At 63.8% G+C, this 23,026-nt stretch carries 27 protein-coding genes and 1 pseudogene; 20 read left to right on the top strand and 8 right to left on the bottom strand.

Translation table 11 applies throughout. The annotated features are described in order from the left end of the window. A partial coding sequence (locus KF783_RS14790) for a hypothetical protein (protein ID WP_294080678.1) occupies positions 1-863 on the bottom strand: 863 nt, incomplete at its 3' end. Positions 864-956: 93 nt separating this feature from the next. Continuing rightward, positions 957-4,199 carry a type ISP restriction/modification enzyme gene (locus KF783_RS14785; protein ID WP_294080677.1) on the bottom strand — a complete coding sequence of 1,081 codons (3,243 nt, stop codon included), beginning with the start codon at positions 4,197-4,199 and terminating at the stop codon, positions 957-959. A gap of 134 nt (positions 4,200-4,333) precedes the next feature. On the opposite strand from KF783_RS14785, the gene KF783_RS14780 reads away from it, so the two are divergent. From KF783_RS14780 to KF783_RS14725, 12 genes are all read left to right on the top strand, one after another. Then, on the top strand, positions 4,334-4,708 hold the full coding sequence (locus KF783_RS14780) for a hypothetical protein (protein ID WP_294080676.1): 375 nt from the start codon (positions 4,334-4,336) through the stop codon (positions 4,706-4,708). Positions 4,709-4,785: 77 nt separating this feature from the next. Continuing rightward, positions 4,786-7,761 (top strand): excinuclease ABC subunit UvrA, encoded by a 2,976-nt coding sequence (uvrA, locus tag KF783_RS14775; RefSeq protein WP_294080674.1) that lies wholly within the window; start codon positions 4,786-4,788, stop codon positions 7,759-7,761. Then, on the top strand, positions 7,758-7,886 hold the full coding sequence (locus KF783_RS14770) for a hypothetical protein (protein WP_294080672.1): 129 nt from the start codon (positions 7,758-7,760) through the stop codon (positions 7,884-7,886). The genes uvrA and KF783_RS14770 overlap by 4 nt, the downstream gene beginning before the upstream one ends. Positions 7,887-7,941: 55 nt before the next feature. Beyond that, the gene (locus KF783_RS14765) at positions 7,942-8,406 is read left to right on the top strand and encodes a hypothetical protein (protein ID WP_294080670.1); all 465 of its coding nucleotides are present in this window, start codon (positions 7,942-7,944) and stop codon (positions 8,404-8,406) included. 743 nt (positions 8,407-9,149) lie between these two features. After that, positions 9,150-9,368 carry a CopG family transcriptional regulator gene (locus tag KF783_RS14760; RefSeq protein ID WP_294080668.1) on the top strand — a complete coding sequence of 73 codons (219 nt, stop codon included), beginning with the start codon at positions 9,150-9,152 and terminating at the stop codon, positions 9,366-9,368. After that, complete coding sequence (locus KF783_RS14755; protein WP_294080666.1) at positions 9,346-9,618, top strand: type II toxin-antitoxin system RelE/ParE family toxin; 273 nt, start codon at positions 9,346-9,348, stop codon at positions 9,616-9,618. Before KF783_RS14760 ends, KF783_RS14755 begins: the two co-directional genes overlap by 23 nt. A gap of 17 nt (positions 9,619-9,635) precedes the next feature. Further along, a complete protein-coding gene (locus KF783_RS15820) occupies positions 9,636-10,154 on the top strand; it encodes a hypothetical protein (protein WP_366511754.1) in 519 nt (172 codons plus the stop codon). Beyond that, entirely contained in the window at positions 10,141-10,401 is a 261-nt protein-coding gene (locus tag KF783_RS14745) for a type II toxin-antitoxin system RelE/ParE family toxin (protein ID WP_294080664.1), read from the top strand. Before KF783_RS15820 ends, KF783_RS14745 begins: the two co-directional genes overlap by 14 nt. A 13-nt stretch (positions 10,402-10,414) precedes the next feature. Continuing rightward, positions 10,415-10,810 (top strand): cupin domain-containing protein, encoded by a 396-nt coding sequence (locus tag KF783_RS14740; RefSeq protein ID WP_294080662.1) that lies wholly within the window; start codon positions 10,415-10,417, stop codon positions 10,808-10,810. A gap of 368 nt (positions 10,811-11,178) precedes the next feature. After that, positions 11,179-11,391 carry a cold-shock protein gene (locus KF783_RS14735; RefSeq protein ID WP_294080660.1) on the top strand — a complete coding sequence of 71 codons (213 nt, stop codon included), beginning with the start codon at positions 11,179-11,181 and terminating at the stop codon, positions 11,389-11,391. A gap of 78 nt (positions 11,392-11,469) precedes the next feature. Beyond that, positions 11,470-11,670, top strand: a complete 201-nt coding sequence (locus KF783_RS14730; protein WP_294080658.1) for a hypothetical protein — start codon at positions 11,470-11,472, stop codon at positions 11,668-11,670. Next, a complete protein-coding gene (locus KF783_RS14725) occupies positions 11,667-11,813 on the top strand; it encodes a hypothetical protein (RefSeq protein ID WP_294080656.1) in 147 nt (48 codons plus the stop codon). Before KF783_RS14730 ends, KF783_RS14725 begins: the two co-directional genes overlap by 4 nt. 3 nt (positions 11,814-11,816) lie before the next feature. Here the strand turns inward: KF783_RS14725 and KF783_RS14720 are convergent, their stop codons facing one another. After that, the gene (locus KF783_RS14720) at positions 11,817-12,407 is read right to left on the bottom strand and encodes a hypothetical protein (protein ID WP_294080654.1); all 591 of its coding nucleotides are present in this window, start codon (positions 12,405-12,407) and stop codon (positions 11,817-11,819) included. A 93-nt stretch (positions 12,408-12,500) separates the two neighbouring features. On the opposite strand from KF783_RS14720, the gene KF783_RS14715 reads away from it, so the two are divergent. From KF783_RS14715 to galU, 3 genes are read left to right on the top strand one after another with little or no spacing between them, the layout of a single operon-like run. Continuing rightward, complete coding sequence (locus tag KF783_RS14715) at positions 12,501-12,893, top strand: hypothetical protein (protein WP_294080652.1); 393 nt, start codon at positions 12,501-12,503, stop codon at positions 12,891-12,893. 50 nt (positions 12,894-12,943) lie between these two features. Beyond that, positions 12,944-13,684, top strand: coding sequence for a hypothetical protein (locus tag KF783_RS14710; RefSeq protein ID WP_294080685.1), 741 nt, complete (start codon positions 12,944-12,946; stop codon positions 13,682-13,684). Between the two features lie 52 nt (positions 13,685-13,736). Then, positions 13,737-14,615: a UTP--glucose-1-phosphate uridylyltransferase GalU gene (gene galU, locus KF783_RS14705; RefSeq protein WP_294080650.1), complete on the top strand. Its 879-nt coding sequence runs from the start codon at positions 13,737-13,739 to the stop codon at positions 14,613-14,615. Here the strand turns inward: galU and KF783_RS14700 are convergent. Then, a complete protein-coding gene (locus KF783_RS14700; RefSeq protein ID WP_294080648.1) occupies positions 14,612-15,937 on the bottom strand; it encodes an isoprenylcysteine carboxylmethyltransferase family protein in 1,326 nt (441 codons plus the stop codon). The genes galU and KF783_RS14700 overlap by 4 nt on opposite strands. A gap of 121 nt (positions 15,938-16,058) precedes the next feature. Between KF783_RS14700 and KF783_RS14695 the strand changes: the two genes are divergently transcribed. Both KF783_RS14695 and ppa read left to right on the top strand, forming a co-directional pair. Then, complete coding sequence (locus tag KF783_RS14695) at positions 16,059-17,963, top strand: peptidase M61 (protein ID WP_294080646.1); 1,905 nt, start codon at positions 16,059-16,061, stop codon at positions 17,961-17,963. A 31-nt stretch (positions 17,964-17,994) separates the two neighbouring features. Then, positions 17,995-18,534 (top strand): inorganic diphosphatase, encoded by a 540-nt coding sequence (ppa, locus tag KF783_RS14690; RefSeq protein ID WP_294080644.1) that lies wholly within the window; start codon positions 17,995-17,997, stop codon positions 18,532-18,534. Between the two features lie 3 nt (positions 18,535-18,537). On the opposite strand, the gene KF783_RS14685 is transcribed toward ppa, so the two are convergent. From KF783_RS14685 to KF783_RS14675, 3 genes are read right to left on the bottom strand one after another with little or no spacing between them, the layout of a single operon-like run. Continuing rightward, a complete protein-coding gene (locus tag KF783_RS14685) occupies positions 18,538-18,891 on the bottom strand; it encodes a TfoX/Sxy family protein (protein WP_294080643.1) in 354 nt (117 codons plus the stop codon). Then, positions 18,881-19,360: a GNAT family N-acetyltransferase gene (locus KF783_RS14680; protein ID WP_294080641.1), complete on the bottom strand. Its 480-nt coding sequence runs from the start codon at positions 19,358-19,360 to the stop codon at positions 18,881-18,883. Before KF783_RS14680 ends, KF783_RS14685 begins: the two co-directional genes overlap by 11 nt. Next, positions 19,357-20,256, bottom strand: a complete 900-nt coding sequence (locus KF783_RS14675) for a DMT family transporter (protein WP_294080640.1) — start codon at positions 20,254-20,256, stop codon at positions 19,357-19,359. Before KF783_RS14675 ends, KF783_RS14680 begins: the two co-directional genes overlap by 4 nt. 119 nt (positions 20,257-20,375) lie before the next feature. Here KF783_RS14675 and KF783_RS15815 point away from each other — a divergent pair. The 3 genes and pseudogenes from KF783_RS15815 to KF783_RS14665 all read left to right on the top strand — a co-directional run. Then, a pseudogene (locus tag KF783_RS15815) lies at positions 20,376-20,564 on the top strand (J domain-containing protein); the annotation flags it as partial. Between the two features lie 147 nt (positions 20,565-20,711). Further along, positions 20,712-21,131 (top strand): hypothetical protein, encoded by a 420-nt coding sequence (locus tag KF783_RS14670; RefSeq protein WP_294080638.1) that lies wholly within the window; start codon positions 20,712-20,714, stop codon positions 21,129-21,131. 51 nt (positions 21,132-21,182) lie between these two features. Continuing rightward, the gene (locus KF783_RS14665) at positions 21,183-21,827 is read left to right on the top strand and encodes a DUF1345 domain-containing protein (protein WP_294080636.1); all 645 of its coding nucleotides are present in this window, start codon (positions 21,183-21,185) and stop codon (positions 21,825-21,827) included. 1 nt (position 21,828) lies between these two features. Here the strand turns inward: KF783_RS14665 and ispG are convergent, their stop codons facing one another. Beyond that, the gene (gene ispG, locus KF783_RS14660) at positions 21,829-22,947 is read right to left on the bottom strand and encodes a flavodoxin-dependent (E)-4-hydroxy-3-methylbut-2-enyl-diphosphate synthase (RefSeq protein WP_294080634.1); all 1,119 of its coding nucleotides are present in this window, start codon (positions 22,945-22,947) and stop codon (positions 21,829-21,831) included. Positions 22,948-23,026 lie beyond the last annotated feature (79 nt).

Below are 23,026 nucleotides of genomic sequence, written 5' to 3'. Positions count from 1 at the left end.
ACGCGCGGCGGTGGCCCGCGATAGCCGCCCTCCCGCCACCGGCGGAACCGTTCGCCGCTGATCGCGCGCGCATCGCGCTCACCCGCCAGCGCCCCGCGCCAGCGCTGCGCATCGGGCCGCGCCCGCCACGCCCGCCATCCCGGGTGCCGCGTCCGCCCGCCGTCCCAGCGCAGCCGCAGGTCGATGAAGCTGCGCAGCTGCCACGCCCACCATCCCGCGTCGATCGCGTCCCACTGGCGGTCGTCCTGCGCGGCCAGCCGGATCGCGCGTCCGCGCCGCAGCAGGTCCATCGCCAGTCCGCGGTTCAGCTCGCTCTCACGCGGGGACAGCACCGCGCCGCCGGCGTCATAGGCCACCGCCATCCGCCCGCCGCGATAGCCGAACGACAGCTGCGCCTCCTGCACCAGGAACGGTTCGCTGGCATAGGGTTCAAAGAAATAGGTGCGGATCGATCCGTCCGGTGCATTTTCGGCATAGACCGCGTGGCCGGTGCGCAGCAGCCACCCCCACGCCTCCGCGCCGTTAAAGGGAAAGACGATGTCGGGCGGCGCATCGCCGATCGCGTCCAGCGTGCCGTCGGCGGCGTCGATCCAGTAATAATTTTCCTCGCTCGCCTGCCAGGGCGGGGGTGGCACCGGCGCCGGCCGCTGTGCGGCATAGGGGGTCGGGGCAGGGGCAGGGGCGGGGACGCGGGCCGGCACCGGCGCACGCGCCACCGGGGGCGTCGGGGCGGGCGGCGGCGAATCAACCGGCGATGACCCGGCGGTGCGCGGCGGGCCATAGCCGCCCTCCTCAACGCATCCCGCCATCGCCAGCGCCGTCGCGCTCAATCCGGCCAGCGCCAGCGCCTTCACGATTCCCATGTTCAGCCCTCCCACTATCGTCCCGGCATCATCCACGCGCGTCGATGAACGGCCACTGCACAAACGGCATTGCCCCGCACGCGTCCGAAACCGTCAGTCGCCCGCGATCGGCAGGTCGATGCCGCGCATGATCCGGTCGGTTTCGATCAGGATCTTCACGATCCTTTGATAATGGCCGATATCGTCCCAGCTCAACATGCGCCCGCGCCGGTCCTTCAACCATTTCTGCGCCGGCTGATATCCGCCGATATGGAATTCCCACGCGGTCTGCGGCACGTCCGCGAAATACTGGTCGGCGTTGATATATACGCGCCCGATATCCTCCCCGGCACGGGGAGGGGGGCCAGCCGCCGGCGGGTGGAGGGGGATCGCCACGGGCGCCGCGCTATCCGCCGCGCCCCCTTCATCCCCGCTTCGCGGCGGTCCCCCTTCCCGTGCCGGGGAGGACAGTTCGAACTTCGGATAGCCCGCCGCCACCACATCGTCGCCCGCGCCATGATAGGGAAAGGGCGTGTCCCCGATCGCCGCCGGCTCCATCAGGTGCAGCCGCCGCAGCGCCTCCCCCCGTTCGCTCACCCGGGCAAAGACCTCTGGCGAGGGCGGAAAGGGGATGCGCGGAAAATCGATCTTCAGGAATTCGGCGAACGTCTCGCGATAGGCCGGCGCGTGCAGCACGCCATAGATGTAATCGAACAGCTTGACCTCGCTCGCCCGCGCGTCGCCGGTCGGCGCGCGGAAATCGTCATCGGGTCCGGCCTGATCGGCAGGGTCGATCCCGGCGGCGGCACAGATTTCGGCGTAGAGTTTGGGGTCGAGGTTCAGGGTGCGGTGGCGCGGGGTAAAGGCGTCGGATTGATCCGCGGTTTCGTCGGGGTAGAGGTAGAGGGGCGCTTGATAGCTGATGCCTCCGCCCGCGCTTTTATTCGCCGCGGCGCACTGGTCAATCATGTCCTCCGTTACGCCGAAGGCCAGATCAACAGCTGTTCCCGTCGGTCGCATGAATATCATCCCGAAATTATTCGAGAAAAAGTTTCTAACAATAGGTTCTCTGGCTCGAGCTATTCTATTAACATCGTAATATATTAGCCTTTTGTCATAGGGGCGATACAATTCGTATTTGACTTTTTCTTCGTCAAATTCACTGGTAATTCGTACAACGTTTTTGCGGAGTTCATTGATATCGAATCCGACAAAAACTTCATCATTTGCGGTCACTACGCCCACGCAATTTTCTGAAAATAGGCCGGCCAATTCGATGCAATCATTCCACATCGCTCCGGCGTGCGCGTCGAGTGGGCGGAGAAAATAGTAAGGTTTGATGTGATCGACGTGTTCGCCCGCCCGCGACCGATCGCCGGACCAAAGGGCATCTCCCTTGGCTTTTCGAGTTCCCCAAAGATCGCCGTGGTACAGCTCTGCTAGAGCCTTGCTTCCACGCTCCTTCCGAACAGCAATGATGAGAGCGACGCCCTGCTGAATGTCAAATACGTTTTTGTCCGGTGAACCGTCGGGGCTGGTCTCTCCCTTCTTCGCATTTCCATGCAGGTCGATCACCCAGATTTTGTCGAATGTTCGAAGCAGATGCCATCGCATGCCACGAAAAGTGGGATTATCGAGATATCCGTGATTGGTGATGAAGCCCAGCACTCCGCCAGACGGATTCTTTGAGATCAGATCTTCCGCCATGCGGATGAACTTGACGTAATCGTCATTGACCCATTTCGGATTGCGTTCCTTCAGCCGCTCCTTTCCGCCCGGCTCCATCTTGTACGCCTCCATGAGGCCCATGATGTGATCGCCCTTGTTCGAACTCTCTTTGGAATAAGGCGGGTTCCCGATCACGCACATGATCGGCGTCTGGCGCTTTACCTCGCTCGCGCCGCGCGCTTCCTCGGCCAGCGGCGCGAAGAACAGGTCGCGCACCTCGCGCTCCGCCGGTTCCAGCGCGTTGGTCAGCCACACCGACAGGCGCGGCGGGTTCGCACTCGGCATGTACCCGCTCTGCGCCAGCTGCATGTCCAGCTTCATGTGGCACATCGCGTAACTCGCCATCAGCAGCTCGAACCCGTGCAGCCGGGGCAACAGGTCCTGCTCGACATAGCCGGACCATTTGCCCGGCGCGCGCGCCTTCACCCGATCGGCGATCAGCTGCACCGCCTTGGCCAGGAACGTGCCGGTGCCGGTCGCGGGATCCAGGATCTGGACCTTGTGGACATCCTTTCGCACCGTCACCGGCTTGCCGGTTCTGGGATCGTTGGTGCCGGTATCCCAATCCACCGTCACCTTGCTGGTATCGGCGAGGCCATCGGCCAGGCCGAATTCGGTTTTCAACACGTCGTCCACCGCGCGGACGATGAAATCGACCACCGGCTCGGGCGTGTACCACACCCCCCGGCTCTTGCGCTTCTTCGGATTATAGGCGGCCAGAAAGTCTTCATAGAAATGCACGAACGGATCGTTGCGCGCGGTGAACTGGCCATATTTCTCGAACAGCGAATGCGGGTCGCTCGCCCGCATCACCGCCACCAGGTCATCGACGATATAGGTCAGCCGCTTGGGCAATGCCGGCCCGGCGATATATTCGAACAGCCCCTTCAGGAACGGGTTCGACGCGGGCAGGTCCTCCATCGCCTCCTGCCGGCTCCAGGTGGTCAGGTCGTCGTCGTGGAACCGCGCGGCGAACATGCCATAGGTGATCGTCTCGGCATAAATGTCGGCGAATTCGTCGGGAGTCAGGTTGGGCAGCAGGTTGGCCTGAAAGCTCTTATACTGGCCCTCCAGCCCCTTGCGCGCCTCCGCCTCGTCGGCCAGCGCGATGGCGACCTCGTCCTTGATGATCGCCGCCTTGGCCGCCATCATCTCGGCCAGTTTCGCGGCGGATCGGATGCTGATCGGCTTGGCTTCGGCAAACAGGCGCAGCTGCCGTTCCAGCTCCTCGAACCGGTCGGGATTGGGCTGCAATCCCATCACGAAATCGGCGATCGACACGAAATGGACCTGCTGGCCCTCGCGGATGAATTCGAAATCGACGCCGTTGGTATAGATCAGATTGGGATAGGCGCGTTCGTACCGCCTGCGCTGGTCGATCGAATATCCCTTCAGTCGGATGACATCCTTGTCGATGTCCTTCGCCTCCGCCCAACCGAACGGCACGCCCTTTCGCTCGAACATGAAATCGACCATGCCGGCGTCGCCGCGCTTCGGCTCGTTGATGACGGTCAGCGCGGGGTCGATCGACTGGAACAGCGCGTGCAGCGCCGGGCGATAGCTGTGCTCGGTCGCATGGCCGCTGTCATATGCGGCGCGCACCTGATCCAGATAACCGGCAATATCCACGCCAAAATCCCCCTGTCGCACTGGGTTAGCGCGCGCGGTTGCGGCAGGGAAGGGCGGTTGGGCGGGCGATAGGGATGATTGAGCTGTCGCCCGCGCCGGGATAGTCTGTGCGCCGCCCTTGCGGAGTCCGCCCGATGCTGATCCTTGCGCTGTTGCTTCAGTCCGCCCCGCCCGCGCCGATGTTGCGACAGTCCGCGCCCGCCGCGGCCCGTGCCACGCCGGTTCAACTGGCTCGAAAGCGGCGGCAGCAGGGGGAGGCGCGGGCGTTGATCGCGCGGGCGGCCGCGACCAGCGCTAAATTGCCCGCCGGCCATCCGGACAAGGCGCAACTGGACGCGATGATCGGCAAGGCAAAGGGCGATCTCGATTCCATGGCAGAGATGGATGAAATGGAATCGCTGCGCCTGCAAATGGCGATGGACCGGATGTCCAAGATAATGTCGACCCTGTCCAACCTGTTGAAAAAGATCAGCGACACCAACCAGTCGATCACGCAGAATTTGAAATAGTCCGGCTGGCAACCGGCCCGCGGCGCCCCTATCTGCCCTCTAGCTTCACCACCGGAACAAAGCTAGAACTGCTCCCCATGAGTCTGACCCATATTTCCGTCCGCGGCGCGCGCGAGCATAATCTCAAGGGCGTGGACATCGACATTCCGCGCGACACGCTCACGGTCATCACCGGCCTGTCGGGCAGCGGCAAATCCAGCCTGGCGTTCGACACCATCTATGCCGAGGGGCAGCGGCGCTATGTGGAGTCGCTCTCCGCCTATGCGCGCCAGTTTCTGGAGATGATGCAGAAGCCCGATGTCGAGCATATCGAGGGGCTGTCCCCCGCGATCAGCATCGAGCAGAAGACGACCAGCCGCAACCCGCGCTCCACCGTCGCCACGGTCACCGAAATCTATGATTACATGCGCCTGCTCTGGGCGCGGGTCGGCATCCCCTATAGCCCCGCGACGGGCCTGCCGATCGCCGCGCAGACGGTCAGCCAGATGGTCGATCGCGTGCTGGCGCTGCCGGAGGGGACGCGGCTGCTGCTCCTCGCCCCGGTCGTGCGCGGCCGCAAGGGCGAGTATCGCAAGGAACTGGCCGAATGGCAGAAGGCGGGGTTTCAGCGCGTCCGCATCGACGGGGAAACATACCTGATCGAGGAAGCGCCCGCGCTCGACAAGAAATACAAGCATGACATCGAGGTGGTGGTCGACCGCCTGGTGGTGCGTGACGACATCGCCACACGGCTGGCCGAGAGTTTCGAAACCGCGCTGAAACTCGCCGACGGCCTTGCCTATGTCGATCTGGTCGATGTGACCGTGGACGAGGTGAGCGGCGCCCGCGTCGCCGAGGCGCCGCAGAGTTTCAAGGCTGAAACCAACGTCACCGGCGGGTCGATGAAGGGCGCCGGCGTGCCGGACAACCGCATCGTCTTCTCCGAACGCTTCGCCTGTCCGGTCAGCGGCTTCACCATTCCCGAGATCGAGCCGCGCCTCTTCTCGTTCAATGCGCCCCAGGGCGCCTGCCCGGCCTGTGACGGCCTGGGCGAAAAGCTGATGTTCGATGAGGATCTGGTCGTTCCCAACCACGATCTGTCGCTCAAAAAGGGCGCAATCGTCCCCTGGGCCAAATCCAACCCGCCCAGCCCCTATTACATGCAGGTCCTGGGCAGCCTCGCCCGCGAATTCGGCTTCTCGCTCGAAACCGCGTGGAAGGACCTGCCGGGCGAGGTCCAGCTCGTCATCCTCCACGGCACCGGCGGGCGCCCGGTCACGCTCACCTTCGTCGATGGCCGCAAGAGCTATGACGTGAAGAAGCCGTTCGAGGGCGTGATCGGCAACCTCAACCGTCGCATGCTCCAGACCGAAAGCGCCTGGATGCGTGAGGAACTGTCGAAATATCAGGCCGCTCACCCGTGCGAAACGTGCGATGGCGCGCGCCTCAAGCCCGAAGCGCTGGCGGTGAAAATCGCCGGCCGCGACATTTCCAGCGTCACCCGGCTCAGCGTCACCGACGCACTGCCCTTTTTCCGCGACCTGCCCGCCGCCCTGACGCCCCAGCAGCGCGAAATCGCCAGGGCGATTCTCAAGGAAATCGACGAGCGGCTCGGCTTTCTCGACAATGTCGGGCTCGACTATCTCAACCTCGATCGCACCAGCGGCACCCTGTCAGGCGGGGAGAGCCAGCGCATCCGCCTCGCCTCGCAGATCGGCTCCGGCCTCTCCGGCGTCCTCTACGTCCTCGACGAACCCTCGATCGGCCTGCACCAGCGCGACAACGACATGCTCCTCGCCACGCTGCGCCGCCTGCGCGATCTCGGCAACACCGTGCTGGTGGTCGAACATGACGAGGATGCGATCCGCACCGCCGATTACCTGATCGACATGGGGCCGGGCGCCGGCGTCCATGGCGGCGAAGTCGTCGCGCAGGGGACGCTGGATCAGGTGCTGGCGACACAGGGTAGCGTCACCGCCGATTATCTGAACGGCACCCGCCGGATCGCGGTGCCGGCGAAACGCCGCAAGGGCAATGGCAAGAAGCTGACCGTCCACAACGCCACCGCCAACAACCTCACCGGCGTCACCGCCAGCATCCCGCTCGGCACCTTCACCTGCATCACCGGCGTGTCCGGATCGGGCAAGTCCAGCTTCACCATCGACACGCTCTACGCTGCCGCCGCCCGCGCGCTGAACGGCGCCCGCGTTCTCGCCGGCAAGCATGACAAGATCACCGGCCTCGACCATCTGGACAAGGTGATCGACATCGATCAGTCGCCGATCGGCCGCACCCCGCGCTCGAACCCCGCGACCTATACCGGCGCCTTCACCAACATCCGCGACTGGTTCGCCGGGCTGCCGGAGGCACAGGCGCGCGGCTACAAGCCCGGCCGGTTCAGCTTCAACGTCAAGGGCGGCCGCTGCGAAGCGTGCCAGGGCGACGGCGTACTGAAGATCGAAATGCACTTCCTCCCCGACGTCTACGTCACCTGCGACGTGTGCCACGGCCAACGCTACAACCGCGAAACGCTGGAGGTGAAGTTCAAGGGCCGCAGCATCGCCGACGTGCTCGACATGACGGTCGAGGACGCGGTCGAGTTCTTCAAGGCCGTCCCCCCGATCCGCGACAAGATGGCGATGCTGGCCGAAGTCGGCCTCGGCTATATCAAGGTCGGCCAGCAAGCCACGACCCTGTCCGGCGGTGAAGCCCAGCGCGTCAAGCTCGCCAAGGAACTCTCGCGCAGAGCCACCGGCCAGACGCTCTACATCCTCGACGAGCCCACCACGGGCCTGCATTTCGAGGACGTCCGCAAGCTGCTGGAAGTCCTCCACGCGCTGGTCGAACAGGGCAACACCGTGGTGGTGATCGAACACAATCTGGATGTGATCAAAACGGCGGACTGGATTCTGGATCTAGGCCCCGAAGGCGGCGTCAAGGGCGGCGAGATCGTCGCCGAGGGTGTCCCCGAACACGTCGCCCAGCAACCGAAGAGCTACACCGGCCACTATCTGAAACCGCTATTGGAGCGCAAAACCGGGAACAAACCCGCCCTGAGCGAAGCCAGCGCGTGAGCGCGGGCGAAGCCGAAGGGCCGGAGGCGGTGGCGAGGGAGCAGCGCGGCTATACGGGGAAGTATCTTGCGCCGTTGCTGGAGCGGGGTGGGGTGAAGGAGCGGGCTGAGGTGGCGGCGGAGTAGGGGCCATTGACTTATCCGGCGGTTATCGGTTTTTTGGCCGCGGGGGAGCGGTCGGATGCCTGAAATTGCGAATTTGATATTTGCGTATAGATATAGCGCCGAAAAATTCGATCACGATTTTGAGCTTGCTGAAACACTGCAAGAAGTTCGGAGAAAAATAAAACCGGATTTGGCAGGCGATGATGGAAAGACGGCTGAGCCATCAGTCGCTTCTGCACGACGAAACTCTTTCGATGGTTCTGATATTTCCTCGATGCAGGATAGGTTTGTTGGTCATATACTTTCATTTAAATCGCTAATCTCTCTAACAGTTCCGATGAGATATGTGTTTCATGCGGGTAGCTTGAAGAGGGATCTGTTTGATGTTGCTGAAAGCGAATACGAATTCCTAGAAGAATACGAAGGTTATAGAGTATTTTCGCTTCGGCCCGATCAATTTGATAACTTTGACAGCGCCGTAGATAAGGTAAGCGATATTGCTCGCGGGCTTTCAGTTTTGCCAGGATCGAACGCTTCTTAGCTTAGTTGCAACCTTTGATTCTGTTCATAGCCGATTTTGGCTTTCGCGCTGTGCGGACAAAGCCGTTATACGCAGAAGACCGAAAGATATCATTGAAAGATATCATGAGCATGTCTTCGTTTGACGAAGTAGTTGACCACATCGCTCTACAGGACGTTCAGATTGCATGCGTGGAAGTCACACATCGCAAATAAAATTTTGGAATCAGTATGTGATACGAAGATTTCGCGGAGTATGAAAGATGGGGGAGATTTTATAGAAATTTTTGAACGTGGAATTTAGTCGCCCATCAAAAATTTGGAAGTTAACAAAAAATATATTTGTCGAATTGTGTTGAAGTGGGATACGATGTTTCCGATCTCTTCAAGTAGGAGACAACCTAAAACTTGATATGAAGTACCTCAATCATGCAGTCGACATTTTGCTAGAGTTTGGGATATTGCTTCATTATGTTATTTGGAAAAAAAGACATAAATCAGAATCTGTAGAGGCTTATGAAAAGCTAAATCTTATATCATATAATTTGATTAAATCTAAGAATGTCAGGCCTGCGCAGAGGATATTGCATTTTGCGCTAAATAAACAGTCTCGAATAGGACCTGATAGTATAGTAAAAATGATGACAGTTAATCTTGCTAACTGTTATAAAAAACTCAAAGATAATGATAAACTCAACGCAACTATAAATTCTGTTGATTGCGGGTGCAGACCGATATATGTGCTAAGATGTCAGTTGCCGCTAAATGCTCGAACTCAACCTCGACCCCGAACTCGAAAAGACGCTGGCCGATATCGCGGCCCGCACGGGCGAGGCACCCGCCGATATCGCGCGCAAGGCGTTGCTTGCCTATCTGGAAGACCTTGAGGATTATGCCGTCGCGGTTGAGGCGTGGAAGGCATACAAGCCCGGTTCCGGCAAGACCACGCAGGAGATGCTCCGTGAGCTTGGCGTGGCAGATTGAATATCCGCCGCGCGTTCAGAAACAACTTCGCAAACTCGACAGTCAGGCCGCAATCCGCATCGTCCGCACGCTCCAGTCCGATCTGGATCGTCACGGCGATCCGCGCATGTTCGGCGAAGCGATGGTCGGAAACTGGACCGGCTTCTGGCGCTATCGCGTCGGGGATTATCGCGCGATCTGCAAGATCGAGGATCAGCGTATCACGGTCGTCGTGATCGAGATCGCGCATCGTCGCGAAGTCTATCGCTGACTGGAGGAGCCTCCCCCATGCCCCGCCTCGACACCCAATTCGCCCATCTCGGCCTCAACGCCACCGCCACCGTCGAACCCCCCTTCGACGGCATGGAGTGGTACGAAGGCTACACGCAACGCCACGCCGCCGAAGGCGACGAAGGCCGCCTCGTCTCGCAATACAGCTTCACCGAAAGCTGGACCTCCTGGGAAGTCCATCCGCACGGCGCGGAGCTGGTCATCTGCACCGCCACAGATGGCCGCTTCCGATCCGGCGCGGAACAACCTTCCGCGCCCCATCCCATTATGCGATACTCCTCCCAAAGGACGCCGCCCATGATCGAACTCAACCTCGACCCGGAACTCGAAAAGGCGCTTGCCGCCGCCGCCGCGCGCACGGGCGAGGCGCCCGCCGATCTCGCGCGCAAGGCGTTGCTCGCATATCTCGAAGACCTTGAGGACTATGCGCTCGCCGTCGAAGCCAGCCGTGATCTCGATCGCAAGGACACGGTGTCGCTGCGCGAGATGATGACGCGCTATAATGTGGAAGGTTGAGTTCAGCCGCCGGGCTGAAAAACAGATTGCGAAGATCGATGGCGAAGCGCGCAGTCGCATCCTTAAGAAGCTCGCCGTCATTGCCCGGAGCGACGATCCACGCACGTCCGCCGAGCCGCTGACCGGCGGCTGGACGGGCTACTGGCGCTTCCGCATCGGCGACTATCGCGCGATCGCAGAGATCGAGGATGAATGCGTTACGGTGTTCGTGATTGAAGTCGGCCACCGCCGCGAAATCTATCGCTAACCTGAGGTCCCCCATGCCCCGCCTCGACACCCAATTCGCCCATCTCGGCCGCAACGCCACCGCCACCGTCGAACCCCCCTTCGACGGCATGGCCTGGTACGAAGCCTACACCCAACGCCACGCCGCCGACGGGATCGAGGGCCGCCTCGTCTCGCAATATGACTTCGGCGAGAGCTGGACCTCGTGGGAAGTCCATCCGCACGGCGCGGAGCTGGTCATCTGCACTGCGGGCGAACTCACGCTGATCCAGGAAGAGCCCGACGGCGGCACCACGCGCGTCACGCTCCATCCCGGCGACTATGCAATCAACCCGCCCGGCGTCTGGCACACCGCCGATGTGCCGCCCGGCGTCACCGCCACCGCGATCTTCATCACCGCGGGTGAGGGGACGCAGCACCGCCCGCGCTGATCGCGCCGCCGGCCCACGGCATCCACCGCCTTTCCCGCATCTCGATTTCCCGCAACATCGCCCCGGGATGCGTCATCCGCTGGAGGTCATCGCTGTTTTCCACCGCGCATCGGAACGCCGGGCGCGGATGATGCGCGGCACGCGGCAGCGGCACACTCGGGGTCCGTCGCACCGGCGGCGCCCGGCACCAGTTCCGCCCGCCGGCCGGACGGCGCCTTGAAAATTCCGATCCGCACCCCATATCGTCGGCGCTACAGTCGCAAATCGACGGTCTATGGCGCTTTGCGGCACCTTCTTCCTTCTTTCCCTGCCTCAGCAGCCGGGGCGTTCCGACAGTCGGAATGCCCATAACCTGGAAGGATGAATCTATGAGCACGACGGGAACCGTCAAATTCTTCAACGCCGACAAGGGCTATGGCTTCATCGCCCCGGACAATGGCGGCGCCGACGCCTTTGTCCACATCACCGCGGTCGAGCGGGCGGGGATGATTACCCTGAACCAGGATCAGCGCGTCCAGTACGAGCTTGAGGCCGATCGCCGCGGCAAGATGGCGGCGGTGAATCTCGCCCCGGCGGAATAACCGCCACATCGCCGGATGGCGCGTTGCGATGCGCCGTCCGGCACCCTCACTCAGGCATCACCACGAAGGGGAATCGACATGGCAGCACCCATCGAACTCTATCGGGAACAGGCGGCGAAATGCCGCGCCGACGCCGATGCGGCACAGCTCGACAATGTCCGCGACCGCAATCTGCGCGCCGCCGCTGCCTGGTCGGCGATGGCCGAGCGGCAGGAGCATGTCGCCAGCGCCCGCGCCGAGCGCGAGGCAAAGATTATCGAAAACAGGGAAACCACGTGACACGAACGAAGAACAGACTGCCCACGACCCATTCCACCGCGCTGGCCGCCCGGCCACCGCTTACCTTTCTCGCCCGTCGCAACGCGGCCGATCTTCACGCCGCCGCCATCGCGCGCGCCGCCGTGCGTGAGGTTCTGGGCTAGACCCTAGAACAGCTCCGCGGTGCCGGTGACGAGCAGCAACAGGCCGATCGCCACCAGCGCCGCGACATTCCACCGCCGGCTTTTGATCCGCAACAATGCGATCAGCAGGATCAGGATGGAAAAGCCGCCCAGCACCTCGATCGCGTCGCCGATGCCGCCCACCGGCTCGTCCGGAATTGGCGCGACGATCTCGAGCGCGATGGTGGCGATCCAGCTGCCGATATTCGCGGCGAGCAGCCCGGCGATGACCAGCCGGTTCTGCCGGTCGTACCAGTCGTCGAAATCGGGCCATTCCGCCGGCTCGTCGGGAAAGATCAGCGACGCGGCAAGGTAATAGGTGCCGACGATCGCCAGCACCGCGACCAGCGTGACGTAGTTGGCGCCGATCTGCGGCTGGGCCTCCCACGCGACCATCCAGAAATTGGTGAGGTCGAGCACGACCACGACGCCCAGCAGCGGGGTCAGCCACCCGATCCGCACCGGCTTGGCCGCGCGCTTGAGCTTCAGCGCCCGGGCGAAACCGCCCAGCACTTCGGCAATCGCCAGCCCGAGCAGCAGGCCATAGACCGCGAACACCAGTTCGAATGCCGACATGCCGCCAATCCCCCCATGGCCCGAGCCTGGCCGGAACTCCTCCGCCTGTCCCACCGTTCACACGTAAAGCCTTTGATATCCAGGAGAAGCGCCATGGCCACACCCAAATCCACCCCCAATGCCCGTCCCCGCAAGACCGCGAAGACCGCGCCGGAGCCGATGGTCAGCACGACGGCCCGGAAGGCTGCGCAAAGCGCTGGCCGGGTGTTGCGGGACAACGCCATTCCCATCGCCGGTGCCGTCGCCGCCGGCGCGGCGGCCGCCGCTGCGCTGTTCTTCACCCGCCACGACGCGGATGCACCGGCCGACGGACATCCCGCCCCCGATCTCGAAACCGCAACTCATCCCGGCGCCGACGATCGCGCGCCGCCGCATTTCCGCCCCGACATGGATTCGGCGCTGAAGGCCGGCGACCGCGCGGCACTCGAACCCGCGCTCGCCGGCGTGCGGCCGGAACAGACGCCGATGGATCGACTCGGCGGTTGAGGGCGCTGGCGGGGGCAGGCGCCGTGCGCTAGCGTCGCCGCGTGTCGCCGATGCCCGCCTTCCTGGCCTGCCTGTCCGCAGCTTCGGCCGCGCTGTTTCAGCCGGCCGCAGCGGACCCGGCGGCACGGATTGTGGCGGTGAGCGGCGTGGTCGAGTTGCCGGAGGGCGCGCTTGCCTTCGTCCCGCCCGGTCTTGAGGCACCGGCGCCGCTTCTGGTGCTGCTCCACGGCGGTGGGGGGAGTCCGAAAGAGATGCTGGGCCGGTTTCGCGACGCCGCCGTGCGCCGGGGGATCATCCTGCTCGCGCCCAAATCGACCGGCGCGACATGGGACATGGTCGAAGAGATCGGTCGTGCGCGACGCGCCCTGGTTCGCACCGCGCCGACCGCGCGCCTGTCGGTCGATCCGCCGCGGATCAACCGGGCCTTTCACGCGCTGCGCCCCTTCGTCCATATCGATCCTGGCCGGGTGGCGATCGGCGGCTTTTCGGACGGCGCGACCTATGCCCTGACGGTGGGGACCGCCAACCCACCGTTGTTCCGCACCTTGCTGATCTTTTCGCCGGGCATGGCATATCTTTCCGGTGGCGATCATGCCGGCCAGCGCCTCTTTCTGTCGCATGGCCGAAAGGACCCGGTGCTCTCGTTCGACGCGAGCCGAAGCCGGTTCGTGCCGGCGCTGATCGCCGCCGGTCTTCAGGTCACGTTCCGGCCGTTCGACGGCCTCCACGAAATTCCGGACGATGTGCTGGACGACGCCTTCACCTTCTGGCTCGGCCCGGCTGATCGCTGACGTGCGCAACCCGGCTTTGCGCGCCGGGGGCAAGTCCGCTATCTGACCCGCCATGACATTCAAACCCCTGCGCAAGGCGGTGTTCCCCGTCGGCGGACTCGGCACCCGTTTCCTGCCCGCGACGAAAGCGATGCCAAAGGAGATGCTGCCCGTCGTCGATCGTCCGCTCATCCAATATGCCGTCGATGAGGCGCTGGAAGCGGGGATCGAGCAGATGATCTTCGTCACCGGGCGCGGCAAGAGCGCGATCGAGGACCATTTCGATATCGCCTACGAACTCGAAACGACGATGTCGGCGCGCGGAAAGTCGCTTGATGTGCTGGATTCGACCCGGTTGAAGCCGGGTGCGGTCGCTTATGTCCGCCAGCAGGAGCCGATGGGCCTTGGCCACGCCGTGTGGTGCGCGCGCGACATCGTCGGCGACGAACCGTTCGCGGTGCTGCTCGCCGACGATTTCATGGTCGGTGGCAAGGCGGCGCCAGGGTGCCTCAAGCAGATGGTCGAGGCGTATAACAAGGTGGGCGGCAACCTGATCTGTGCGCAGGAAGTGGCCGATGACCAGACCGACAAATATGGCGTGATCACGCCGGGCGGCCGCGACGGCGTGCTGACCGAGGTCAGGGGGTTGGTCGAGAAGCCCAGGCCCGGCACCGCCCCCTCCAACCTGGCGGTGATCGGTCGCTACATCCTGCAACCCGAAGTCATGCGCGTGCTCGAAACGCAGGAAAAGGGCGCCGGCGGAGAAATCCAGCTGACCGATGCGATGGCACGGATGATCGGCGATCAGCCGTTCCATGGCGTCACCTTTCAGGGGGTCCGCTATGATTGCGGGGACAAGGCGGGATATGCGCAGGCCAATTTCGCGCTGTCACTGGAGCGTGAGGATATCGGGCCTGCGGTTCGCGCCTTTGCCCAGCAGCTGCTGGGCTAGCTTTCGCTCGGCGCCGGGGTCGCCGATGACGGCGGCTGCCGGCGACCGCCGATCCAGGCGAAGAAACGCGGGATCGGCGCGTTGCGCTCCATCCATTCGCTATAGTCGCGATAGGCGGGATCGGCCTTCAAATGCCGTTCCTCGGTCTTGGCGCGCACGTAATAGACGGCGCTGACGACGGACAACAGCGCCGTCGCGCGCACCGCGTCGGCCAGGCTGCCGGTGGTCACCAGCAGCGGACAGGTGGACAGCCACCAGAACAGGTTCTTCGACAGATAGGCGGGGTGACGGCTGAACGCATAGGGGCCGTGCGTGATGATGCCGCGATGGGTGAGGTTGGAAAAGCGGAACCCGAACGCCATCGTCGCCCAGGCGTAGATCGCGGTCAGCGCGACCAGAACCGCGCCCAGGATCCACAGCGCGACCGGGTGTCCGGCCAGCCAATAGGTCCAGTCCGACGTGCCGGGGTGGTAATCGAGCGGCCCGCCATTCCCCATCAGGATGAAGGGCGGGTAGCAGATCAGCGCGATCGCCCAGGCGCCGGCATAGGGATTGGCGCTGCGAATATGGCTGTCGAGCGGCCGGAAGGTGAGCATGTATCCGACCGTCGCAAAGGCGACGTCGATCATGAACATGCCGGTCACCAGCCAGTTGGTCAGCGCCACCGGATTGGTCAGGATGCCGCTTGCATCGGCGCGGATGAACGCGCCGAAACCGGGCGGTACGATCGCCAGCATGAAGGCGAGGAAAAACGCCTTCACGCCCCAGCTGCGCAGATGGTTGTGGATCGCGGCGTGATCGATCGCTTCCCGCGATCCCATCATCCACGCGCCCAGCATCCACGCGCCGTCCTTGGGATCCTCCAGATGGCGGTCGATCCACAGCAGATACGGGACCGAAAGCACGAAGATCGCCGGCGCCGCCATCTGGAAGCACCACATGGCAAAGGCGAAATTCCCCTCCCAGTAAAAGCGGCAGATCGAATAGATGAACGCGATGCCGCCCCAGGTCAGCCACAGCCCCGCGATCTTCGTCAGCGAAATGTCGAGCGTTTCGCGCAGCGGGCGCGGATCGGCCCAGCGGACGCCGGTCGAGGGATTGCGATGCACCTTGTCGATGACCACCGCCCACAACGCCATCGGAATGCCGCAGGCGAGCAGATTGACGAGCGCGGAGAACGGCCCGTCCATATGATAGGCGCGCGCCACCGCCAGCCAGATCGCCATGCCGGCAAGGCCGGCCAGCCCGCATCCGGTGCTGACCGCCGATTTGGGCCGCGGATCCGCCTTTGCGCGGCGACCGAGAGCAGCGTCGTGATACATGCCGCATCCCATAACGCCGCAATGGTAAGCAAGGCGTGAAGCCTGTTGCCGCGGGGCTTTACCCCTGCGGCCCTTCCTGCCTAAGAACGCACTCGCATCATTTCATCCGAGAGGCCCGTTCATGCGCCGCGTTTTCGCGATATCCGCCCTGTTGCTCGCTTCGGCTCCGGTTCTGGCCCAGAACAGCGCGCCCCAGCCGCTGCCGTTCGACAACGACATCCCCGCCGCGCGCGATATCGACTATCCCGGCGTCCTGAAGATCAAGGTCGATGCGACCAATGTGCAGCAGGCGATCTATCGGGTGAAGGAAACCGTGCCGGTCGCCGCCGCCGGACCGATGACGCTGCTGATGCCGGCATGGCTGCCCGGCAAGCATGCGGCGCGGGGCGAGGTCGAAAAGCTGACCGGCCTCAGGATCAGTGCGAATGGCAGGCCGATCGCGTGGCTGCGCGATCCGGTCGATGTGTGGGCGTTTCATATCGATGTGCCTGCCGGGGCGAAGCAACTCGACATCGAATTCCAGTTCACCGGCGCCACCGAGAGCAATCAGGGCCGCGTGTCGATCGCGCCGGCGATGCTGAACCTTCAGTTCGAGCAGGTGAGCCTGTATCCGGCGGGCTATTTCACCCGCCGCATCCCGATCGAGGCGACGGTGACCTATCCGGAAGGCTGGACCGCCGTCTCCGCGCTTCCCGCGAAGAAGCAGGGCGGCGACTATGTCTATGACCGGACGACCTACAATACGCTGATCGATTCGCCGGTCTTTGCGGGCCGCTATTATCGCGAATGGAAATTGTCGGATCGCGTCGATCTCAACGTCTTCGCCGATGATCCCGCGGAGCTGGAGGCGAAGCCCGAACAGATCGAGGCGCATCGCAATCTGGTGACGCAGGCGGTGAAGCTGTTCGGCGCACAGCATTACGATCAGTATGAATTCCTGTTCGCGATCACCGACGAGATGGGCGGCATCGGGCTGGAACATCATCGCAGCTCGGAAAACGGGGTGAAGCCCGGCTATTTCACCAAGTGGAATGAGGGGCCGGGGTCGCGCAACCTGCTCCCGCACGAATTCACCCACAGCTGGAACGGCAAGTTTCGTCGCGGCGCGGATCTGTGGACGCCCGATTTCCGCACTCCGATGCGCGACAGCCTGTTGTGGGTTTACGAGGGGCAGACGCAGTTCTGGGGCTATGTCCTCCAGGCGCGCTCGGGCATCGTGTCGAAACAGGATACGCTGGACATGCTCGCCGGCATCGCCGCCAATCTCGACCATCGCCCGGCGCGCAGCTGGCGGCCGCTGATCGATACCACCAACGATCCGATCATCTCCGCACGCCGCCCCAAGGGGTGGGTCAGCTGGCAGCGGTCGGAGGATTATTACAATGAAGGTCTGCTGATCTGGATGGAGGTGGACTCGATCCTTCGGCAGCAGTCGGGCGGCAGCAAGTCGATGGACGATTTCGCGCGCGCCTTTTTCGGGATGCGCGATGGCGACTGGGGAACGCTGACCTATCGGTTCGACGATGTGGTCGCCACGCTCAATGCGATCCAGCCCTATGACTGGGCCGGTTTCCTGCGCAAGCGGGTCTATGAGGTGTCGGCGCGCGCGCCGCTGACGGGTTTCACCGATAACGGATATCGGCTGGTCTATACGGCGGAGCCGACCACCGCGTTCAGGAATGGCGAAAAGCGCAGCGGCGCCACCGATCTCAGCTATTCGATCGGCCTGTCGGTCGGAAAGGGCGGGGCGATCAACAGCGTGATCTGGGATTCGCCGGCATTCGAAACCGGGCTGGACGTGGGCGACACGATCGTCGCGGTGGAGGGGCGCGAATATTCGGACGAGCGTTTGAAGGAAGCGGTGACGCTTGCGAAAGATGCGAAGGCGCCGATCCGGCTGCTGGTCAAGAACGGCACCCGCTATCGCGAAATCGCCATCGACTATCATGATGGGCTGCGCTATCCGCGCCTCGAAAAAATCGGCACCGGAGAGGGTGGCCTGGATCGGTTGCTAGCCCCGCGCTGACGGGAATACCGAACCACAGCAAGGAAGACGAATGCGCATCGACATGATTCCTGTCGGCGACAATCCGCCGCACAGCCTGAACGTCATCATCGAAGTCCCGACGGGCGGCGAGCCGGTGAAGTATGAGTTCGACAAGGCCTCGGGCGCGCTGTTCGTGGACCGCATCCTTCACACGCCGATGCGCTATCCGGCGAATTACGGCTTCGTTCCCCACACCCTGTCGCCCGACGGCGACCCGCTCGACGCGCTGGTCATTTCACGCTCGCCGTTCATCGCGGGGTGCGTGGTGCGCGCCCGCCCGATCGGCGTGCTCAAACTGGAAGACGAGCATGGCGGCGACGAAAAGCTGATCTGTGTGCCGGTCGATACCACCTTCCCCTATTATTCCGATGTCGGGGAGCGGCAGGACCTGCCCTCGATCGTGCTTCAGCAGATCGAGCACTTTTTCAAGCATTACAAGGACCTGGAAGCCGAAAAATGGGTCCGGATCGGCGAATGGGGCGATGCCGAGGAAGCGCGTCGGATCGTGCTGGAAGCGATCGAGGCGGCAAAGAACGCGAAGGCGGCCTGACGCCTATCGCACGCGCTTGCGTTTGACGGGCGCGCGCTGCCCGGCGGCGATGCCCAGCGCCGCCCATTCGCGCATCGCATCGGCATCGTCATACACGTCGTCGGGTGCGCGCCGGTAGTTCATCGACACCGTCTCACCCTGCTTGTTGGTGAAGGTGAAGGGTGGACAGCCGGCGGCGTCCCAGGCGGGCGCGCTCGTCGCGTCGGCCTTGAAATAGATCGCCTCGGCATCGACCACGGCAAAGACGGTGCCGTCGCAATAGAGCACCGCCGCGCCCATCATCGCGCGATGGGTGACATGGCCCAGCGGTTCGAGCGCCTCCTTCGCCCAGGCGATCAGGCCCGCGTCAGCCGCCATTGGCCAGTCGCTCGATCGCCGCGCCCTCCATCCGCCACCGTTCCCATCCATCGACGGCCGCGGCGCCGATCGATCGGTAGAAGCCCTTGCCCAGCTCGTTCCAGTCCAGCACCGCCCATTCGAGGCGCGCGCCGCCACGTTCGACCACCAGCGCCGCCAATCGGGACAGAAGCGCGCGGCCAAGGCCCGATCCGCGCGCATCGGGATCGACGAACAGATCCTCCAGCCAAATGCCGGGCTTTCCCTCGAAGGTGGAAAAGGTCTGAAAGAACAGCGCGAACCCGCGCGGGACGCCGTCGATCTCGCCGATCAGCACGTCGGCGGCGGGCCGGTCTGCGAACAGATGCCCGCGCATGACATCGGCATCGAAGCGTACCTCGTGCGTCAGCTTTTCATAGGCGGCGAGCTTGCGGATGAACTGCGCGATCAGGTCGAAATCATCGGGTTCGGCAGGTCGAATGCAGATCATGGCAACTGGGCCTCGGTATCCGCCACCGGCGCCAGATCGCGACGCTGGGCGGCGATGATGCATCCCCCGACGATCAACGCCGCGCCGGCAACCGTGAAAAAGGAAACATGCTCGCCAAACACCAGCCACCCCCACATCGTCGCCCACAGAAAGCCGGTATATTCGGTCGGCGCAAGATAATTGGCCTGGGCGCGCGCATAGGCCCATGAAAGCAGGAACAGCGACACGGTCGCCAGCACCGCCGCACCGATCAGCGCCGGGGCGTGATCGATCGCCGGTACCTCCAGCAGGAAGGGGGCGCCGATCAGGAACGCCAGCGCGACGAACAGCGACTGATAAAAGGCGATCTCCGCCGGCCCGGCGATCAGCGCCTGCTGCCGCATCAGCACGATGTTCCACGCATAGCAGCAGGCCGAGGCGAGGATCGCGATGGCGCCCATCAACGCCGCATGTCCCATTTCCGCCCGCGCCTGCCCCCACAGGATCAGCAGCACCCCCCCAAATGCCAGGCCGGTGGCGACGATCGCCGTGCGCGTGATTCGCTCATCGAGGATGAGAGCCGCGAGAAACAGCGCGAGGATCGGCGCGATGAAGGACAGCGCGATCGCCTGGGCCATCGGCACGCGCGCGAGGCCCCAGAAGAAGAGCAGCGCCATCACCGCCGCGACGGCCGCGCGGATCAGGTGCAGCCGCATCGCCGCGCGGCGCGGCCGGGCGGGACGCGACAACAGATAGGGAATGCCGCTCACCACGATCCCGGCCATCGTCCGCCATGCCAGCGCGTTATACGCGCCCAGCGCGAGGACGAGGCCCTTCATCACCGCATCCATCGACGAGAAAATGGCGATGCCGAGCGACGCGACCGCGAACGCGAGCAGGGGAGGAGCGGGGCGCATCGCCGCGCCCTAGCGCGGATGTCGGGCGAGGGCGAGGCGGTTGTCCTCTTCGATCGGGCGCGATATGTCTTGTCCGTGGCGGCCGGGTTCGGGCCGGGAAACAGGGGGCGCGACGGCGGATGTCCGGTCCTTCAGATCCATATGCAACGCTGCGCGTCTCGCCGACCGCAGACGGTGACGCGATTCGCGTCGCGTACCGCCGCCTGATCCGCGATCACCATCCTGACATCAACCGGTCGGCGGATGCCACGCGACGGTCTGCCGAAATCAACGCGGCCTTTGCGCTCCTCAGCGATCCGGCACGGCGTGCGGCCTATGATGCGTCACGCCGCCCGCGCGCCGCTCGACCGGCCGGATCGGCGATGCACGCGCCTCAGGCTCACAGGCGTGCCTCCCCCGTCTATCGGGCCGCGCCGGCGCGGTCGACGGTGTCGCGCCGGCGCTGGGCGGCGTTCATGCTCGTCCCTTCCGCCGCCGGATTCATGATGATCGAGGCGGATACGCTCCTGCAACTTCGCCCCGCTTCCTTTGCGATGTCGCGTGGTTATGAAGCCGATCCACAACGGCAGGAGTTACAGTTTCTGGAACATGAGCGGCTGGCGATCGCGGAGCTTGAACGGCGCGTCCGGCAACGCAGGTCGGCGGTCATCTCCCCGGGACTGGAACCGCCGGCGGATATCGCGTCCATCCTGGCGAGTTCGGGAACGGCGGCGCGCGCGGCTTCGCCCGCTCCGCTGCCCATTGCCGGCGCGGGGATCGATGCGCGAGATCAGGCCGCTGCTTCTGCGCCGGTTCCGCTCGCCCCGGACGACGCCCTGGTGGTGGACCAGACCGTATTCCGACTTGGCGACGCGATTGCCGCGCCCGGCGAATAGGGTGGGCCGCCCAACCCGTGCGATCGGCGCGCTGCCATCCGGCGGCGTGTCGTGAAGCGGGGGCCGTTTCGGCTCGGCAATCGGATCGCGCCGCCGCGCTTTCTCGCCTTCTGCCTGATCGCCGCCATCGCCACGCCGATCGCGATCGGGGCGAGCGAGTGGTCGACGGGGCTGATGATCGCGTTCGATATCGCCGCGCTGGTCTTTCTGGTCTCGCTGGTGCCGCTGCTTGGCGCGGATACCGATCGCATGCGCGTGGTCGCCCGCGACAATGATGCCAATCGCGCGCTCCTTCTGCTGATCAGCGCGGCGACCATGATCGCCATTCTGGCTGCCGTCGCCGCCGAACTTGCGGGGAACGAGCGGACATCGGGTCCGATGATCGTGCTGATCGTCGCCACGCTGATGCTGGCATGGTGTTTCGCCAATACCGTCTACGCGCTGCATTATGCGCATCTGTTCTACAGCAAGGGGGAGGATGGCGACGCGGGCGGGCTGGATTTTCCGAAAACCGAAACGCCCGCCTACTGGGACTTCATCTACTTCGCCTTCACCCTCGGAATGACCTTCCAGACGTCGGATACCGCGATCTGCACGACCCGGCTGCGGCGGGTGGTGACGTTGCATTCGATGGTCGCGTTCGTCTTCAACCTCGGCGTGATCGCGTTCACGATCAACGTGCTCGGCGGCGGCTGAATCAGGCCGCCGCGGCCTCCGCCCCGGCAGCCTCGATCTCTGCCGCCTTCGCTTCGACCAGGCGGACGATATGATCGATCATGTCGGCGTCCTGCACGTGGTGATCGGTCACGCCCGACAGATAGACCATGTGCTTGCCATTGCCGCCTCCGGTTACGCCGATATCGGTCTCGCGCGCCTCGCCCGGCCCGTTCACCACACAACCGAGCACGCTGAGCGACATCGGCGTGCGGATATGTTGCAGCCGCTCCTCCAGCGTCTGAACGGTGCGGATGACGTCGAATCCCTGGCGTGCGCAGCTGGGGCAGGAAACCACGCGAACCCCGCGGTTGCGGATGCCCAGCGCCTTCAGGATTTCAAACCCGACGCGCACCTCCTCTTCCGGTTCGGCCGAAAGCGAGACGCGGATCGTGTCGCCGATGCCGTACCAGAGCAGCGATCCGATGCCGATCGCGCTCTTCACCGTCCCGCCGACGAATCCACCGGCCTCGGTAATGCCCAGATGCAGCGGGCAATCGACGGCTTCGGCCAGCTGCTGATACGCCGCGACGGCAAGAAAGATGTCGCTCGCCTTCACCGCGACCTTGAATTCGTGGAAATCGCGATCCTGCAACAGCTTGATGTGATCCAGCGCGCTTTCCACCAGCGCGGCGGGACAGGGTTCGCCATATTTTTCGAGCAGGTCCTTTTCCAGGCTGCCCGCATTCACGCCGATGCGGATCGCGCAGCCGTTCGCCTTGGCGGCGTTGACCACTTCGTTCACCCGCTCCGCCGATCCGATATTGCCCGGGTTGATGCGCAGGCAGGCGGCGCCCGCATCGGCGGCTTCGAGCGCGCGCTTATAGTGGAAATGGATGTCGGCGACGATCGGTACGCGCGCCGCACGGACGATCTGGCGCAGCGCGGCCGTGCTTTCGACATCGGGACACGAGACACGGATGATATCGACGCCGGCATCCTCGCAGCGGCGGATCTGGTCGATCGTCGCCCGCGCGTCGGATGTCGGGGTGTTCGTCATCGTCTGAACGGTGACCGGAGCGTCGCCGCCGACGGGAACGTTGCCCACCATGATCTGGCGGCTGGGGCGGCGCACGATATCGCGCCAGGGACGAACGGACATGGGACGGTTCCTCTGCTTCGGCGCCGCTATAGCCGACGTGTCCGCGCGGAAAAAGGCGGCGGCGCTAACCAATTGGTGA

The organism is Sphingomonas sp. (genome assembly GCF_019635455.1).
GTDB lineage: Bacteria > Pseudomonadota > Alphaproteobacteria > Sphingomonadales > Sphingomonadaceae > Sphingomonas.
The sequence above is the reverse complement of the archived record's forward strand: the minus strand, read 5'-3'. Positions and strand labels throughout refer to the sequence as shown.